We start from the raw sequence: 17,234 nt of genomic DNA on the forward strand, positions 1-17,234 counted from the left end.
CCGGTATCAGGTTCTTCTTCGTCGATGAACCATCTACCGGAGACCTCGCCACATCCCGGGCACCAACACACCCCACCCGGATTTCAAAACACGCCCTAAGAGGGGGCCCTTCCTTTCATCGCTGTCGGCTGACCGACGGCGCGCGGCCTGCGGGGTCGGTATCCTGCGGCCATGGGCAGGCACGGGGCGCGGCTGCGCTGGGTGGTTGCCCTGGTGTCGGTCACGATCGCCGTGCTGGCCACCGTGGATCGGTACGTCGATCGGGAGCGTGAGTGGGCGCGCGGCGGCGACCAGGTGGCGGTGAGCGTCGAGGCCGTGCTGCCGGAGCCGGACCAGGTGCCACGCGCGGTCACCGCGTTCGGCTGGCCCGAACCGGTGGACAACATCATCGGTGACCCCGACCGGCAGTCGGTGGTGCTGCGGCTGCGCTGGTCGGGGCCGCCCCGCAAGGGCCACTACCAGGTCATCCTGCTGGACGGCCGGGTGGAACCCGCCCGGGTGGTGCAGCCGTACGCCGGCCGGGACGCCGACGGCGGCACCGGGTCCAACTGGGCCGGAGCGTACGACGTGCTGGCCGAGCGGTACCCCTGGCTCGCCGACACCGCCACCCGCGAGAACCCCGAGGGCACCTTCACCACCCCGCCCAACGTCGGCGCGTTGGGCACCCGCGCCACCGCCGACGGCACCCTGATCGCGGTGTTCCAGCTGGAACCCGATGCCCTACCCCTGACCGACCCCGCGCGCCTGGTCGTGGCGTTCTGCTACGTCGACCCCGACGGCGACGTCCGCTGGGCCAAACGGGTCCCCGTCCCACCGACCGGGTGAGCGTCCCGGCTGCGTCGGCCCCGCTTCACCTCGGACCGTGGCAGCGTAGGTGGTCGACACGCCGGGGCGACACGACCTGAACTGCCACGGATCCGCGCCGCCGACGGGCGCTCGTAGAATCCTCGGATGGTCTCCCCCGCCGACGTGAGCATCACCGACCTGACCACCTCCGACGCGCCGACCGGGGAGAAGGTGACGGCGGCGCTCGACGTGCTGCGGCGGATCTTCGGGTACGACTCGTTCCGGGGCTTCCAGCGGGAGGTCATCGACCACGTGGTGGCCGGCGGGGACGCGCTGGTGCTGATGCCGACCGGCGGCGGCAAGTCGCTGTGCTACCAGATTCCCGCCCTGGTCCGCGACGGCGTCGCCGTGGTGATCTCGCCGCTGATCGCGCTGATGCAGGACCAGGTCGACGCGCTGACCGCGGTCGGGGTGAAGGCTGGCTTCCTCAACTCCACCCTCGATCTGGACACCCGTCGGGTGGTGGAGGCGGAGTTCGTGGCCGGTGAGATCGACCTGCTCTACCTCGCGCCGGAGGCGTTGGCAAGCCGGGCCACGCTGAGCCTGCTGGACCGGGGGCGGATCGGCCTCTTCGCCATCGACGAGGCGCACTGCGTCTCGCAGTGGGGCCACGACTTCCGGCCGGACTACCTGAACCTGTCCATGCTGCACGAGCGCTGGCCGGGCGTGCCGCGGATCGCCTTGACCGCCACCGCGACCAGCGCCACCCGGTCCGAGATCGCCACCCGCCTCGACCTGACCGAGGCGCGGCACTTCGTGGCCAGCTTCGACCGGCCCAACATCCAGTACCGGATCGTGCCGAAGCGGGAGCCGCGCAAGCAGCTGCTCGCCCTGCTGCGCGACGAGCATCCCGGCGATTCCGGCATCGTCTACTGCCTGTCCCGCGCCTCGGTGGAGAAGACCGCCGAGTTCCTGGTCGCCAACGGCATCGACGCGCTGCCCTACCACGCCGGCCTGGACGCGGCGACCCGCGCCGCCAACCAGCAGCGCTTCCTGCGTGCCGACGGCGTGGTGATGGTGGCGACGATCGCCTTCGGCATGGGCATCGACAAGCCCGACGTACGGTTCGTCGCCCACCTGGACCTGCCGAAGTCGGTCGAGGGTTACTACCAGGAGACCGGCCGTGCCGGCCGCGACGGGTTGCCGTCGACCGCCTGGCTGGCGTACGGGCTCCAGGACGTGGTGCAGCAACGCAAGATGATCGACACCTCCGAGGGGGATCTGGCCCACCGACGCAACCTCGCCGCTCACCTCGACGCGATGCTGGCGCTCTGCGAGACGGTCCGCTGCCGCCGGGTGCAACTTCTCGACTACTTCGGTCAGACGCTGGACGGCACCTGCGGCAACTGCGACACCTGTCTTGAGCCGCCCGAGTCGTGGGACGGCACGGTCGCCGCCCAGAAGCTGCTCTCCACCGTCTTCCGGCTCGACCGGGAGCGCAACCAACGCTTCGGCGCCGGGCACTGCATCGACATCCTGCTGGGCCGAACCACCGACAAGATCACCCAGCACCGGCACGACTCGCTCACCGTGTTCGGCATCGGCGGTGAACTGAGCGAGGCGGAGTGGCGCGGCGTGGTACGGCAGCTCCTCGCCGAGGGGTTGGTCACCGTCGAGGGCGACTACGGCACGCTGGCGCTCACCGACGCCAGCGCCGAGGTGCTCGGCCGACGGCGCACCGTCATGCTGCGCCGCGAGCAGGCGCGCCCGGCGAAGGTGGCCAAGCCCCGGGGCGCGGCCACCGTGGTCGCGGAGCTGCCCGCGGAGGCGGCCGGCACGTTCGAGCGGCTGCGGGCGTGGCGGGCGGCCACGGCGAAGGAGCAGGGCGTACCCGCGTACGTCATCTTCCACGACGCGACGCTGCGCCAGATCGCCGCCGACTCCCCCACCTCGCTGGCCGAGCTGTCCCGGATCAGCGGCGTCGGCGAGAACAAGCTGGCCAAGTACGGCGAGCAGATCCTCGGGGTGCTCGCCGACGCCGACTGACAACCGCGACGGACATCCGGCCATTGGTGGCAGTGGCCTGGCCTGGCCTGGCGTGGAACCGAGTGCTATCAGCTCGACAGCGACGACACCCCGCACCGGAGTCCGGCCGGCAGGAAGGCCCAACGGCGGGTCACTCCTGGACGGCGGTCAGGGGGTGGAGGACGCCGTGTCGCCGTCGAGGGCGGCCAGGATCGCCTCGGCGGTACGGCGGCCGACGCCGGGAACCTCGGTGATCTCCTCCACGGTGGCGGCCGAGAGGCGTTTCAGCGAGCCGAAGTGACGCAGCAGAGCCTTGCGGCGCACCTCGCCCAGCCCGGGAACGCTGTCCAGCGCGGAGGTGGTCATCCGCTTGGAGCGGCGCTGCCGGTGGAAGGTGATGGCGAAGCGGTGCGCCTCGTCGCGTACCCGTTGCAGCAGGTAGAGCCCCTCTGAGGCACGCGGCAGGATGACCGGGAAGTCGTCGTCGGGCAGCCAGACCTCCTCCAGCCGCTTGGCCAGGCCGCACAGCGCCACGTCGTCGATGCCCAGCTCGGCGAGGGCCTGCGCGGCGGCGGCGACCTGTGGCGCACCGCCGTCGACCACCACCAGCTGCGGTGGGTACGCGAACTTGCGCGGCCGACCGGTGGTCGGGTCGACCAGGACGCCGATCCTCGGCTCGTCGCCGACGTCATCCGCGCCCGTGTCGCCACCGTCCAGGTCAACGGCAGCCGACTCGCGGGCGGCGGCGGATTCGACACCGGCCTCGCCGGTCTCGGCGCGGGCGTCGAGGTAACGGGCGAAGCGGCGGCGCAGCACCTCGGACATCGCCGAGAGGTCGTCGGTGGCGCCGCGAATGATGAACCGTCGGTACTCGCTCTTGCGGGGCAGCCCGTCCTCGAAGACGACCATGCTCGCCACCACGTCGGTGCCCTGGATCTGGGAGACGTCGAAACACTCGATGCGCAGCGGCGCCGTCCGCAGTCCGAGCGCCTCGGTGATCTCGTCGAGTGCCTTGCTGCGGGTGGTCAGGTCACCGGCCCGCTTGAGCTTGTGCCGGGCGAGAGCGTCCTTCGCGTTGCGCTCGACGGTCTCCATCAGGGCCCGCTTGTCGCCGCGCTGCGGCACCCGCAGGGTCACCCGGCCACCCCGATGGGCGGAGAGCCAGTCGGCCAGCGCCTCGGCGTCGGCGGGCAGCTCAGGCACCAGCAGCTCACGCGGCACATCGGTCTCGCCGTGCTCGCCGCCGTAGACCTGGGTGCAGAAGTGGTGCACCAGGTCGCCGGTGGTCAGCTCCTCGGTCTTCTCCACCACCCAGCCGCGCTGGCCACGGACCCGGCCGTCGCGGACGCGGAAGACCTGCACGGCGGCTTCGAGCGGGTCGTCGGCGAAGGCCACCACGTCGGCGTCGGTGCCGTCGCCGAGCACCACGGTCTGCTTCTCCATCGCCCGGCGCAGCGCGGCGACGTCGTCGCGCAGCCGAGCGGCCCGTTCGAACTCCAGCTCGGCGCTGGCCTCGGCCATCTCCCGTTCCAGTTTGCGCACCATGGTGTCGGTGCGCCCGGCCATGAAGTCGCAGAACCCGTCGACGATCTCGCGGTGCTGCTCGGCGGAGACGCTGCCGACGCAGGGGGCCGAGCACTTGCCGATGTAGCCCAGCAGGCAGGGTCGACCGACCTGGCCGGCCCGCTTGAACACCCCGGCGGAGCAGGTGCGGGCCGGGAAGACCCGCAGCAGCAGATCGAGCGTCTCGCGGATCGCCCAGGCGTGCGAGTACGGCCCGAAGTAGCGCACCCCCTTGCGCTTGGCCCCGCGCATCACCTGGAGCCGGGGGTATTCCTCGTCGAGGGTCACCGCCAGGTAGGGGTAGGACTTGTCGTCGCGGTAACGGACGTTGAACCTCGGGTCGTACTGCTTGATCCAGAGGTATTCGAGCTGGAGCGCCTCGACCTCGGTGCCCACGGTGACCCAGTCGACCGACTCGGCCGTGGTGACCATCTGCTGGGTGCGCTGGTGCAGCCCCCACAGGTCGGCGAAGTAGGAGTTGAGCCGACTGCGCAGGTTCTTCGCCTTGCCGACGTAGATCACCCGGCCGGTGCCGTCGTAGAAGCGGTAGACCCCCGGCGCCTCGGGGATCGTGCCCGGCGCGGGTCGGTAGGTCGACGGATCAGCCACAGTCCGAGACTAGTCGCCGCCTCCGACAGCCCGAATCATCCCTGGTTGGCCGGTCTCGCCCGCGCTGGCATGAGCGGCCGGGACGCCCCGATCGACGCCTTCCAATATCGAGCACGGCGTCCTACCATCCAGTAACCGAATGTTCTTCATGTAATGATCCCGTCCGATGGCCCCCGTCCACAGAGGATCGCCATGACCGGTCACACCGCCCCCCGCCGGCTGCTCGCCGGTGCCACGACCGCCGCCGCCGTCGCCGCCCTCCTCGTCGCCGCCCCCACCACCGCCACCGCCACCCCGACCGACAGCACGACGAGCACCGTCGCGGAGAACGCCGCCACCGCCTTCGCCGCCAACGACTACTGCCTCGGGGAATGCTCCGAGATCCTGCCGCCCGGCCAGAACGGCAACGCCACCCTGGTCGAGATCCTGGGCAACCAGGCCCTCGGCACGCTGCCCCGGCACTCCGCCGACCAGCTCGACAAGTACGCCAACCTGGTCTACGGCTACGCCGGCCTGCGCGAGGACCACATCGAAGCCTTCTTCAACGACGCCTCCTTCGGGGTGGCACCCAGCCAGGTGGAACGCGACTACTCGCCCCGCTCGGACGTCCGGATCGTGCGGGACCGGGTCACCGGCGTCCCGCACATCACCGGCACCACCCGCGCCGGCACCATGTTCGGCGCGGGCTACGCCGGAGCCGAGGACCGGCTCTTCACCATGGACCTGCTGCGGCACGTCGGCCGGGGCACCCTGACCCCGTTCGCCGGCGGCGCCCCGGGCAACCGGGCGCTGGAGCAGAGCGTCTGGCGTACCTCCCCGTACACGGAGGCCGACCTGCAGGCCCAGGTGACGGCGCTACGGCAGAAGGGCGGCGGGCGCGGTGAACAGCTCTACACCGACGTGCAGGAGTACATCGCGGGGATCAACGCCTACATCCGTTCCTGCATGGCCAACCGCAACTGCCCCGGGGAGTACGTGCTCACCGGACATCTCGACGCGATCACCAACGCCGGCGGACCGAAGCCGTTCGTCATGACCGACCTGGTCGCCATCGCCGGCGTGGTCGGCGGGCTGTTCGGCGGCGGGGGCGGCACCGAGATGCAGTCCGCGCTGGTCCGCATCGCCGCCCGGGCGAAGTTCGGTCCGGTGGAGGGTGACCGGGTCTGGAACGGCTTCCGGGGGCAGAACGACCCGGAGGCCGTACTGACCCTGCACGACGGGCAGAGCTTCCCGTACGGTGACGCCTCCCCCGACGCACCGAGCGTGGTGCTGCCGGACGCCGGCTCGGCCCGGGTCGAACCGGTCTTCACCAACCCCACCGGCTCGGCCACCAGCACCGTCACCTCCGCCTCGACCCGCTCCTCGGAGTTGGCCGCCGCGCTGTCCGGACTGACCATCGACCCGGCGCACCGGGGCATGTCCAACGCGGCCGTGATCTCCGCCGCCCATTCGACGACCGGTCACCCGGTGGCCGTCTTCGGGCCGCAGACCGGCTACTTCTCGCCCCAACTGCTGATGGTCCAGGAGTTGCAGGGGCCGGGAATCAGCGCCCGGGGTGCCGCCTTCGCCGGGCTCAACCTGTACGTCCTGCTCGGCCGGGGCCAGGACTACGCCTGGAGCGCCACCTCCGCCGTGCACGACATCACCGACACGTACGCGGTGCCGCTCTGCGTACCCGGCGGCGGCACGCCGACGCTGGCCAGCAACCACTACCTGTTCCGGGGCCAGTGCCTGGCGATGGAGGAGCTGTCCCACGTCAACCGCTGGAACCCGACCGTCGCCGACGGCACCGCGGCCGGGTCGTACAAGCTGGTCGCCTGGCGGACCAAGCTCGGCCTGGTGGGATGGCGGGGCACCGTCGGTGGCGCGCCGCACGCCTTCACCCACCTGCGCTCCACCTACGGTCGGGAGGCCGACTCGGCGATCGGCTTCCAGATGTACAACGACCCGACCCAGATGGGTTCCGCCGCGGCGTTCCTGAACTCGGCCAACAACGTCGAGTACGCCTTCAACTGGTTCTACGTCAACTCCACCGAGTCGGCGTACTTCAACTCCGGGCTCAACCCGCTGCGGGCCTCCGGCGCGAACCCGAACCTGCCGATGAAGGCCGAGCGGGCGTACGAGTGGCAGGGTTTCGATCCGGAGACCGGCACCGCCCGGTACGCGCCGGCCGCCGCCCACCCGCAGTCGGTCAACCAGGACTACTACGTCAGCTGGAACAACAAGCAGGCCAAGGACTTCGGGGCCGCCGACGGCAACTTCAGCTTCGGTGCCGTGCACCGCGGTGACCTGTTGGACAAGCCGGTGCGGGCGGCCCTCGCGGCGGGCCGCACGTTCGACCGGGCCACGCTCACCGAGTTGGTGCAGCGGGCCGGGCTCACCGACCTGCGCGGCGCCGAGGTGCTCGGTGAGCTGATCCGGGTGCTGGAGAGCCAGCCGGTCACCGACAGCGCCCTGGCCGCCGAGATCGCCCGGTTGAAGGCGTGGCGTCAGGCCGGCGCGCTGCGGGTGGAGACGACCAGGGGCAGCAAGGTCTACCAGCACGCCGAGGCGATCCGGACCTTCGACGCCTGGTGGCCGTTGCTGGTGCGGGGCATGTTCCGGGACCCCCTCGGCGCGGAGCTGTACCAGTCCCTGGTCAACACCCTCCAGGTCAACGAGTCCCCCTCCGGCCACCAACAGGGCGACGTTTCCAACCTGCCGTCGTCGGCGAACAGCGCCCAGACGCACAAGGGCTCGTCGTTCCAGTACGGGTGGTGGGGCTGGGTCGACAAGGACCTGCGGGCGGTCCTCGGCGACCCGGTCGCCGGTGGGCCGGGGCGTACCTTCTGCGGCGGCGGGAACCTGGGCTCCTGCCGGCAGATCCTGCTCGACACGCTCCGGACGGCGGCGGCGACGCCGGCCACGCAGACCTATCCGGGCGACTCGACGTGCGCCGCCGGTGACCAGTGGTGTGCCGACGCGATCATCCAGTCACCGCTGGGCGGCATCAAGCACGCCACCATCGCCTGGCAGAACCGTCCCACCTACCAGCAGGTGGTCTCGTTCCCCGCCCGACGCGGCGACGACCTGACCAACCTGGCGGCCGGTCGACCGGTCACCGCGTCCAGCAGTCAACTGTTCAACGGCGCCGCGCGCGCCGTGGACGGCGACCTGAGCACCCGGTGGGCCAGTTCCTGGTCCGATAACCAGTGGCTGCGGGTGGACCTCGGATCCGTGCGGCCGGTCGGCCGGGTGGTCCTGGCCTGGGAGGCGGCCTACGCCCGGTCGTACCGGATCGAGGTCTCCACCGACGGGAACACCTGGCGGCCGGTCTGGTCGACCACCGCCGGGGACGGCGGCACCGACGTGGTGGCCTTTCCCCCGCAGCAGGCCCGGTACGTGCGGATGTACGGGCTGACCCGGGGCACGTCCTACGGCTTCTCGCTGTGGGAGATGTCGGTCCACGCCCAGTGAGGCCGACGGTCGCGGCCGGGACGGATCCGCCCCGGCCGCGGCCACTCGCCGGTCGTTGTCAGGCCAGTGCGATCTGGTCGCCGTCGACCCGGATGTCCTTGGCCGGCAGCGGCGTGGTGGCCGGGCCGGCCTTGACCGACCCGTCCTCGATGGAGAACTTGCTGCCGTGGCAGGTGCAGTTGATCGTGCCGCCGTCGACGTTTGACACCGGACAGCCCTGATGGGTGCAGATCGGGTCGAAACCCTTGAAGTCACCGGCGGTGGGCTGGGTGATGACCACGCCCTGGGCGGCGAAGACCGCGCCGCCACCGACCGGGATGTCGGTGGTCCGGGCCAGTGACTGGGCGCCCTCGCGATCCCCGCCGCCGGCGTCACCGGTGTCGGTGACCTGCGGGCCGGGGCTGGGCCCCGCGCCGTCGTCGCCCTCGCCGCCGCAGCCGGCCAACAGCACCGCCGCGCCCACCGCCCCCGCACCCGTGAGCACTGCCCGGCGGGTACGCACTCCCGGTCCGGCCGGCACCTGATCGTCGCTGACGCCAGCCTTCCGCTGCGGCTCGCTCATGCCTCGCCCCTCCGTCGGTCACCCCGGTGCATGATCTGTGGCTACCCTCCCTTACACGCACCACTCTGCCTGCCGGTTCACCCGATCGGCCACCTGACCGTGCCGGCACGACCGCCCGCCAGCACCAACGGTCGCCACCGCCGTCCCGTCGGCACCGCTCGACCGACCCGTCACGCACCGTCGGGTGTCGCCCCGACCGCCGCGCCGCGGCCGGTCAGGAGGTGGCGGCGGTGGCCTTCCGGCCGCCCCGGGACCGGCCACCGTTGGCCTTCGCCGCCCGGGCGGTGGCCGCCACGGCGCCCTTCGCCGCCCCGTCGAGCTTGAGGACGGTACGCAGGAACTGGCCGGTGTGGCTCTCGGCGACCTCGGCAACCTCCTCCGGGCTGCCGGTGGCGAGCACGGTGCCGCCCCGGTGACCGCCCTCGGGACCCATGTCGATCAGCCAGTCGGCGCTCTTGATCACGTCGAGGTTGTGCTCGATCGTGATCACCGTGTTGCCCTTGTCGACCAGGCCCTCCAGCACCAGCAGCAGCTTGCGGATGTCCTCGAAGTGCAGGCCGGTGGTGGGCTCGTCGAGCACGTAGACCGTCCGCCCGGTGGAGCGCTTCTGCAACTCCGAGGCGAGCTTGACCCGCTGCGCCTCGCCGCCGGAGAGGGTCGGCGCGGGCTGCCCCAGCCGCACGTAGCCCAGACCCACGTCGACAAGCGTCTTGAGGTGCCGGTGGATGGCCGGGATGGCCGAGAAGAACTCCGCCGCCTCCTCGATCGGCATCTCCAGCACGTCGGAGACGGTCTTGCCTTTGTAGTGCACCTCCAGGGTCTCCCGGTTGTAGCGGGCGCCCTTGCAGACCTCGCAGGGGACGTACACGTCGGGCAGGAAGTTCATCTCGATCTTGATGGTGCCGTCGCCGGAGCACGCCTCACAACGACCGCCCTTGACGTTGAACGAGAACCGTCCGGGGCCGTACCCGCGCACCTTCGCCTCGGTGGTCTCGGCGAACAGTTTGCGGACGTGGTCCCAGACGCCGGTGTAGGTGGCCGGGTTGGATCGCGGGGTACGGCCGATCGGCGACTGGTCGACACCGACGACCTTGTCGACGTGTTCCAGGCCGGAGACCCGGGTGTGTCGGCCCGGCACCAGCCGGGCACCGTTGATCTGGTTGGCCAGCACCGCGTAGAGGATGTCGTTGACCAGGGTCGACTTGCCCGAGCCACTGACGCCGGTGACGGCGATCAACTGGCCGAGCGGGAAGCTCACGGTCAGGTTGCGCAGGTTGTGCTCGCGGGCCCCGTGCACCACCAGTTCCCGCCCGGGGGTCTGCGGCCGGCGTCCCTTGGGCGTCGGGATCTCCCGCCGGCCGGACAGGTACGCCCCGGTCAGCGACTCCGCGTTTTCCAGCAGCGCCGGCACCGAGCCGCTGTGCACGATCCGACCGCCGTGCTCCCCGGCACCCGGACCGATGTCGACGATCCAGTCGGCGGTGCGGATGGTGTCCTCGTCGTGCTCGACCACGATCAGCGTGTTGCCCAGGCCACGCAGCCGCACCAGCGTCTCGATCAGCCGGTGGTTGTCCCGCTGGTGCAGCCCGATCGACGGCTCGTCGAGCACGTAGAGCACCCCGACCAGGCCGGAGCCGATCTGGGTGGCCAGCCGGATGCGTTGCGCCTCACCGCCGGAGAGCGTGCCGGCCGGCCGGTCCAGGGAGAGGTAGTCCAGCCCGACGTCGAGCAGGAAGCGCAGCCGGGCGTTGATCTCCTTGAGCACCCGCTCGGCGATCAGCTTCTGCCGGTCGGTCAGCTCGATGCCGGCCAGCAGGTCGGCGCACTCGCCGACCGACAGGTTGCAGACCTCGGCGATGCTGCGCCCGGCCAGGGTGACCGCGAGCACCTCGGGCTTGAGCCGGGCACCGCCACAGGCGGCGCACGGCACGTCGCGCATGTAGCCCTCGTACTTCTCCCGCGACCACTCCGACTCGGTGTCGGAGTGCCGGCGCTCGATCCACTGCACCACGCCCTCGAAGCCGGTGTAGTACGAGCGCTCCCGGCCGTACTTGTTGCGGTAGCGCACGTGCACCTGGTCGTCGGAGCCGTGCAGGATCGTCTTCTGCGCCCGCGACGGCAGGGCCCGCCAGGGGGTGTCGACGTCGAAGTGCTCCGCCTCGCCGAGCGCCTCCAGCAGCCGGAGGAAGTATTCGAGATTGTGCCCGGTGGCCCAGGGCTGGATCGCCCCCTCCCGCAGGGAACGCTCCGGATCCGGCACGACCAGCTCCGGGTCGACCTCCTTCTTGGTGCCGAGGCCGGTGCACTCCGGGCAGGCGCCGTACGGCGCGTTGAAGGAGAAGACCCGCGGCTCCAGGTCCTCGATGGCGAGGGGATGGTCGTTGGGGCAGGCCAGGTGCTCGGAGTAGCGACGCTCGCGGTCGGGATCGTCCTCCGCCAGGTCGACGAAGTCGAGCAGGACCAGCCCGCCGGAGAGACCCAGCGCCGCCTCGACCGAGTCGGTGAGTCGCTGCTTCGCGCTGGGCTTGACGCTGAGCCGGTCGATCACCACCTCGATGGTGTGCTTCTCCTGCTTCTTGAGCTTCGGCGGCTCGGTGAGCTGGTGCACCACGCCGTCCACCCGGGCTCGCGCGTACCCCTTGGACTGCAGTTCGGCGAAGAGGTCGACGTACTCGCCCTTGCGTCCGCGCACGACCGGGGCGAGCACCATGAAGCGGGTTCCCTCGGCCATGGCGAGCACCCGGTCGACGATCTGCTGCGGGCTCTGCCTGGAGATCCGCTCGCCGCAGACCGGGCAGTGCGGTTCGCCGACGCGGGCGAAGAGCAGCCGCAGGTAGTCGTAGACCTCGGTGATCGTGCCGACGGTGGAGCGGGGGTTGCGCGAGGTGGACTTCTGGTCGATGGACACCGCCGGGCTCAGGCCCTCGATGAAGTCGACGTCCGGCTTGTCCATCTGGCCGAGGAACTGCCGGGCGTACGACGACAGCGACTCGACGTACCGGCGCTGTCCCTCGGCGAAGATCGTGTCGAAGGCCAGGCTCGACTTGCCCGATCCGGACAGCCCGGTGAACACGATCAGGGCATCCCGGGGCAGGTCGAGGCTGACGTCACGCAGGTTGTGCTCGCGTGCGCCACGAATGATCAAACGGTCGGCCACGGTCCGTGTACTCCCGGGTGAGGATGACGAGGTGATCTGTCCGCGTTCGGGATGAACCCGGCGGTTGTGCCAGCGCGGAGAGTGCGCCCCGGCAACTGTAGACCCGCCCTCCGACAACTTTCCCCACCCGCGATCCCACCCGACCCCTCCCCCGCCCCGACCCACCCGGCCCCGACCCACCCCGCCCGACCACCCCACCCGCCCCGGCTCCGTCGATGAGGCGGTCGTGACACTCTGCGAAAGGCGACAAAAGCACAGGTCAACGGCCAGGACTGCAGGATCGGCGCACCCCGGGCGGTGGGGCGAAGGTGCTGTCCGTGCGGGCGGCGGGTGGGGCGCGGGGGCCGTCAGTGGGGACGGGAGGTGGGGCGGGACACGCGAGTGGGGCGGGACACGCGGGCGGGGCGGTTGGCGCGGCGACGGGTCTCGTGGGCGATCTCGGTCTGCAGCCGGCGCCAGCTCTCCCAGCGGCGGGCGGTCAGTTCACCGGAATCGAGCGCCTCCCGCACCGCGCAGCCCGGCTCCGCCTCGTGCCCGCAGTCGCCGTACCGGCAGCCGGCGGCCAACTCGGCGATGTCGGCGAAGGCACGGTCGAGCCCGGTCGCCCCGTCGAGCAGGCCGACGGCCCGTACCCCGGGGGTGTCCAGCACGGCACCCCCGCCGGGCAGCGGCACCAGCGCCCGCCAGGTGGTGGTGTGCCGGCCCTTGCCGTCGACCCGACGGATCGCCTGGGTGGGCATCACCACCGTGCCGGCGAGCGCGTTGACCAGGCTCGACTTGCCGGCTCCGGACGGCCCGAGCAGGCCGAGGGTCCGGCCGGGGCCGGCCTCGGCGCGCAGCGGCTCCAGTCCGGTGCCGTGCTCGGCGCTGACCGGCAGCACCGGCACACCGGGCGCGAGGGCCGCGAGTTGGCGCGCCACCGCCGCCGGGTCGGCCGCCAGGTCGGTCTTGGTCAGCACCACCAGCGGCCGGGCACCGGACTCGTGGACCAGGGAGAGCAGCCGCTCGATGCGGGCGGCGTCCGGCGCCGGGTGCACCGGCTCCACCACGGCGGCGGCATCCAGGTTGGCCGCCAGCAGTTGGCCGCTGGCGTCCTTGCCGGCGGTGCGTCGGATCAGCGCGGTGCGCCGGGGCAGCACCGCCTCCACCGTCACCCGAGCGTCGGGCCAGGAGCAGAGCAGCACCCAGTCGCCGACGCACGGCAGCCGCGTGGCGTCGCCGACGGCGGCGGCCAGCACGGCCCCGCCGGTCGAGGCGCGCACCGGCCCGTCCTCGGTGAGTACGGTGCAGACGCCGCGGTCGACCCGGGCCACCCGGCCCGGACGTTGATCGGTACGGATACGTCCCAGATGGGCCGCCCGGTCGGTGTCCCAGCCCAGGGCGGTCAGCGTGATGGTCATGGCTCCTCGTTCAGGGTCGGTGCGGGTGATACACGGGTGCGGTGACCGGCATGACCACCACCTCCTTCCGCTCCGGCGCCGCGCATGACCCCCTGGTCCCGACGGTCGGTCGGCCGCGTGCCACCGGCGGTGCGCCCACAGCACGCGATCCGCGTCGGGCGGGTCGCTGACCACGACGGTAGGCCGGGCGCTGCCACGCCGGAAGTGAATTCCCCGACGACGCGGTGGACCCGGGCGGCTAGGGTCAGCACGTGACCCTGGACCCGCTCCTGTTGACCGGCGACGTGGCCGACGCCACGGCCCGCCTGCTGCGGACGGCGGCCACCTTCGACGCCGCCGACCTGGCGGCACCCTCGCTGCTGCCCGAGTGGAGCCGGGGGCACGTGCTCGCTCACGTCGCCCGCAACGCCGACGGCTTCGTCAACCTGCTCACCTCGGCGCGCACCGGCGAGCCGATCCCGATGTACGCCAGCGCCGAGGCCCGGACCGCCGACATCGAGGCTGGTGCCACGCGCGCCCCCGAGGAGCAGCTGGACGATCTGCGGCGCAGCGCGGACCGGTTCGCCGAGGCGGTCGCCGCGATGACCGTGTCGGCGTGGGGTGCCACCGTCCAGACCCGGGGCGGCCCCTGGCCGGCCGCCCTGCTCGTCTGGGGCCGGCTGCGGGAGCTGGAGATCCACCACGTCGACCTGGCGGCGGGATACCGGCCCACGGACTGGTCACCGCAGTTCGCCCATCGGCTGCTGCACGAGGTGACCACCGCCTTCGCCGAGCGCGGGGACGCCCCGGCGATGGTGTTGCGTTTCGACGGCAGCAGTCACGAACTGGTGCTCGGCGACCGGACGCAGGCGCCCGTCGTCGCCGGTTCCGCCGCCGAACTCGCCGCCTGGCTGACCGGCCGCGACCCCGGCAGCACCCTGACCGTCACCCCCGACGGCCAGTTGCCCCGCCCACCCGAATGGATCTAGGGAGTCATGACCTACAGCGGAGAAGTCACCCCCGGCGGCCCACCCGCGGTACGCGAACTCGGGCAGCTGACCATCACCAAGGTGTCGGTCGGTCCGATGGACAACAACGCGTATCTGTTGCGTTGCGCCGGCACCGGTGAGCAGGTCCTCATCGACGCCGCGAACGAGGCGCCCCGCCTGCTGGAACTCGTCGGCGACGCGGGGCTCACCGCGGTGGTGACCACCCACCAGCACATGGACCACTGGGTGGGACTGGAGGAGGTGGTGGCCAAGACCGGCGCCCGCGCGCTGGTGCACGCCGAGGACGCGGACGGGCTGCCGATCGAGGCGCAGACCCTCACCGAGGGCGACACCATCCCGGTCGGCGACTGCGCCCTGGAGGTCATCCACCTCAGGGGCCACACCCCGGGCTCGGTGGCCCTGCTCTACCGGGATCCGGCCGGCGTTCCGCATCTCTTCACCGGGGACAGCCTCTTTCCGGGTGGGGTCGGCAACACCGACCGGGATCCGGAGCGTTTCGCCGCGCTCATCGACGACGTCGAGCACAAACTGTTCGACCGACTGCCCGACGAGACGTGGTTCTACCCGGGGCACGGGCGGGACTCGACGCTCGGCGCGGAACGCCCCCAGTTGGCCGAGTGGCGCGCTCGCGGCTGGTGACCGCCGCGCCGCTCAGCGGGTGACCGTCCGCAGCCGTCGTCGGGTGACCAGCAACACCAGCGCGGCCAGCAGCAGACCTCCGACCATGGTCACCAGCAGCGGACTCGCCCCGGCGGGAAGCAGCCCGGCCAGCGTCCGCGAGGCGGTGCCCACCGCCAGGTAGAGACCGGCCCATCCGGCCGCGCCGAGCGCCGCGAAGCCGAGGAAGCGCCGGTACGACATGTGCAGTCCGCCCGCGGCCAACGGCAGCAGCGCGTTGAACACCGGCAGGAAGGGCGCGATCAGCACCAGCCGTCCGCCGTCGCGGCGCAGGATGCCCTCCGCAGCCGTCCAGCGGGCCTCGCCGACCCACCCGCCGAACCGGCTGTGCCGCAGCCGGTCGCCCCACCGCCGACCGACCAGGAAGCTCAGCGACCAGCCGGCGAGGCAGCCGGTCACCACGGCGACGAAGGTCGCCAACCCGGTGGCGGGGCTGCCGACCGCCACGGCGGCGAGCACTGCCACGTCGCCGGGCACGAGGATCCCGAACAGCGGCACCGCGTCGAAGAGCATGATCACCCCGAGCACACCCATCAGCAGCACCACGGGAAGCTCTCCGACCTGAGCCAACTGGTCCGCCATTCCTCGTACGCTAGGACCTGGCCGCCACCGTGGACACCGGGTTTCCTCCCGACCCGGCGGCCGAGCCCCCTGAGGGTGATCCCTGATCGTCGGCACCCATTCGCGGCAACGCCTGGAGCGCTTCGCCCGGCAAATCCGCTATTCACCGGTTACTGTCGGGAAGGTATTGGGCGATCACCGGCGAGCAGCCAGGGGTCGCCCGCATGGAACAGGGAGAGAGTACGCATGGCAACCGGCACCGTGAAGTGGTTCAACTCCGAAAAGGGCTTCGGTTTCATCGAGCAGGACGGTGGAGGGCCCGACGTCTTCGTCCACTACTCGGCCATCCAGTCCGGCGGTTACCGAGAGCTGACCGAGGGCCAGAAGGTCGAGTTCGATGTGACGCAGGGGCAGAAGGGCCCGCAGGCGGACAACGTCCGTCCGCTCTGACTCGTGCCGGTCAGCGAGGCTTGATCGCACCGCCACGGGTGGCGGCCGTCACCGGCCGCCACCCGTGGGAGCGGCTCAGGCCGCCAGACGCCGGCTCAACTCGGACACGACCTGCTGGGCGACGGTGGGAGGGATCGCGGCGGCGATCTGCTGCGGCGTGAGGCCGGCCAGCACACCGGTGATGATTGCCTGCTCATCGGTGAAGTCCCGGTTCATCAGCGACTCGACCGTGCTCTGCAGCGCGGTGAGTTGGGCGCCGATGCTGCGCAGTGTCGGGTGTGAGACCCGGAAGTTGGGGTCCGTGTGGTCCTCACCCATGGCCATCCGGGTGTAGGTCTGCCCGATCGGGTTGCGTCCGTCCAGGACGGTGAGGTTGCGGTGGACGGTCCTGAGCCAGTTGTGCTCCTCGGGTGTCATGTCGTTCTCCCCCTCCTCGGAGTTCAGCAGTCCGATGGTGGTCAGGTAGCGGCGGAACAGCGGCCGCTGGTCGCGGTTGGCCTTGATCGAGTCCCGGAAGAAGCTGAAGTGGGTGTGCCGCAGGTGGGAGCGGTCGCCGGTGCTGCGACGGCCGAGCCGGTCCCAGCGGCGGACCACGTTGCCGTCCGGTGAATAGATGATTTCGCGGATGTCGAGGGTGTCCGGAGCGTTGGCGACGCACTGCGCCACACACCAGGTCGAGAAGGTGAACAGGTTGTGGGTGCGGCCGCCGGAGTTGACCCGGAACATCCCCACGTCCAGGGCCGCGGCGTCCAGGGTCAGGCCGTTGCGGTCACGGGGCGACTCGACCACCGAGTAGTCGTTGGCGACGACCCGGTCCGAACCGACGTGGTAGCCCCCTCGGTGGTTGGCGTCGCCGACGATGCCGACCTCCTCGGGTTCGAGGTCCTCGTCGCGTTTGCGGTTGGGATCGCGGTTGAGATGCTCGAGCAGCAGACTACGAACGGCGAGAAGGTTTGCCGGTGCCCGCGTCATGGGTCCCCCTTTGCTTCGCTCGTCGG

General features: G+C 71.4%; 12 protein-coding genes. 6 read left to right on the top strand and 6 right to left on the bottom strand.

All coding sequences use genetic code 11. The features are described 5' to 3' along the window. Positions 1 to 171 precede the first annotated feature (171 nt). Complete coding sequence (locus SM447_RS17785) at positions 172 to 825, top strand: hypothetical protein (RefSeq protein WP_474573940.1); 654 nt, start codon at positions 172 to 174, stop codon at positions 823 to 825. A 126-nt stretch (positions 826 to 951) separates the two neighbouring features. Next, positions 952 to 2,832 (top strand): DNA helicase RecQ, encoded by a 1,881-nt coding sequence (recQ, locus tag SM447_RS17790; protein ID WP_474573941.1) that lies wholly within the window; start codon positions 952 to 954, stop codon positions 2,830 to 2,832. A 147-nt stretch (positions 2,833 to 2,979) separates the two neighbouring features. Here recQ and uvrC read toward each other — a convergent pair whose 3' ends face one another. After that, on the bottom strand, positions 2,980 to 4,983 hold the full coding sequence (uvrC, locus tag SM447_RS17795; protein WP_474573942.1) for an excinuclease ABC subunit UvrC: 2,004 nt from the start codon (positions 4,981 to 4,983) through the stop codon (positions 2,980 to 2,982). A gap of 192 nt (positions 4,984 to 5,175) precedes the next feature. On the opposite strand from uvrC, the gene SM447_RS17800 reads away from it, so the two are divergent. Beyond that, positions 5,176 to 8,439 carry a penicillin acylase family protein gene (locus SM447_RS17800; RefSeq protein ID WP_474573943.1) on the top strand — a complete coding sequence of 1,088 codons (3,264 nt, stop codon included), beginning with the start codon at positions 5,176 to 5,178 and terminating at the stop codon, positions 8,437 to 8,439. Between the two features lie 58 nt (positions 8,440 to 8,497). Here SM447_RS17800 and SM447_RS17805 read toward each other — a convergent pair whose 3' ends face one another. The 3 genes from SM447_RS17805 to rsgA form a co-directional block, all read right to left on the bottom strand. Further along, positions 8,498 to 9,001: a Rieske (2Fe-2S) protein gene (locus tag SM447_RS17805; RefSeq protein ID WP_474573944.1), complete on the bottom strand. Its 504-nt coding sequence runs from the start codon at positions 8,999 to 9,001 to the stop codon at positions 8,498 to 8,500. A gap of 214 nt (positions 9,002 to 9,215) precedes the next feature. Continuing rightward, on the bottom strand, positions 9,216 to 12,158 hold the full coding sequence (gene uvrA, locus SM447_RS17810; RefSeq protein ID WP_474573945.1) for an excinuclease ABC subunit UvrA: 2,943 nt from the start codon (positions 12,156 to 12,158) through the stop codon (positions 9,216 to 9,218). Between the two features lie 347 nt (positions 12,159 to 12,505). Further along, positions 12,506 to 13,558 (bottom strand): ribosome small subunit-dependent GTPase A, encoded by a 1,053-nt coding sequence (gene rsgA, locus SM447_RS17815; RefSeq protein WP_474573946.1) that lies wholly within the window; start codon positions 13,556 to 13,558, stop codon positions 12,506 to 12,508. A gap of 251 nt (positions 13,559 to 13,809) precedes the next feature. On the opposite strand from rsgA, the gene SM447_RS17820 reads away from it, so the two are divergent. Together SM447_RS17820 and SM447_RS17825 are read left to right on the top strand one after the other, a co-directional pair. Continuing rightward, complete coding sequence (locus SM447_RS17820; RefSeq protein WP_474573947.1) at positions 13,810 to 14,526, top strand: maleylpyruvate isomerase family mycothiol-dependent enzyme; 717 nt, start codon at positions 13,810 to 13,812, stop codon at positions 14,524 to 14,526. 6 nt (positions 14,527 to 14,532) lie between these two features. Then, positions 14,533 to 15,186 carry an MBL fold metallo-hydrolase gene (locus SM447_RS17825; RefSeq protein ID WP_474573948.1) on the top strand — a complete coding sequence of 218 codons (654 nt, stop codon included), beginning with the start codon at positions 14,533 to 14,535 and terminating at the stop codon, positions 15,184 to 15,186. 12 nt (positions 15,187 to 15,198) lie between these two features. On the opposite strand, the gene SM447_RS17830 is transcribed toward SM447_RS17825, so the two are convergent. After that, positions 15,199 to 15,807 carry a DedA family protein gene (locus tag SM447_RS17830; RefSeq protein WP_474573949.1) on the bottom strand — a complete coding sequence of 203 codons (609 nt, stop codon included), beginning with the start codon at positions 15,805 to 15,807 and terminating at the stop codon, positions 15,199 to 15,201. Between the two features lie 225 nt (positions 15,808 to 16,032). Here SM447_RS17830 and SM447_RS17835 point away from each other — a divergent pair, with 225 nt between their 5' ends. Continuing rightward, positions 16,033 to 16,236, top strand: coding sequence for a cold-shock protein (locus tag SM447_RS17835; protein ID WP_093401468.1), 204 nt, complete (start codon positions 16,033 to 16,035; stop codon positions 16,234 to 16,236). Between the two features lie 75 nt (positions 16,237 to 16,311). On the opposite strand, the gene SM447_RS17840 is transcribed toward SM447_RS17835, so the two are convergent. Continuing rightward, a complete protein-coding gene (locus tag SM447_RS17840) occupies positions 16,312 to 17,208 on the bottom strand; it encodes a hypothetical protein (protein WP_474573950.1) in 897 nt (298 codons plus the stop codon). Positions 17,209 to 17,234 lie beyond the last annotated feature (26 nt).

The organism is Micromonospora aridisoli (assembly GCF_056150025.1).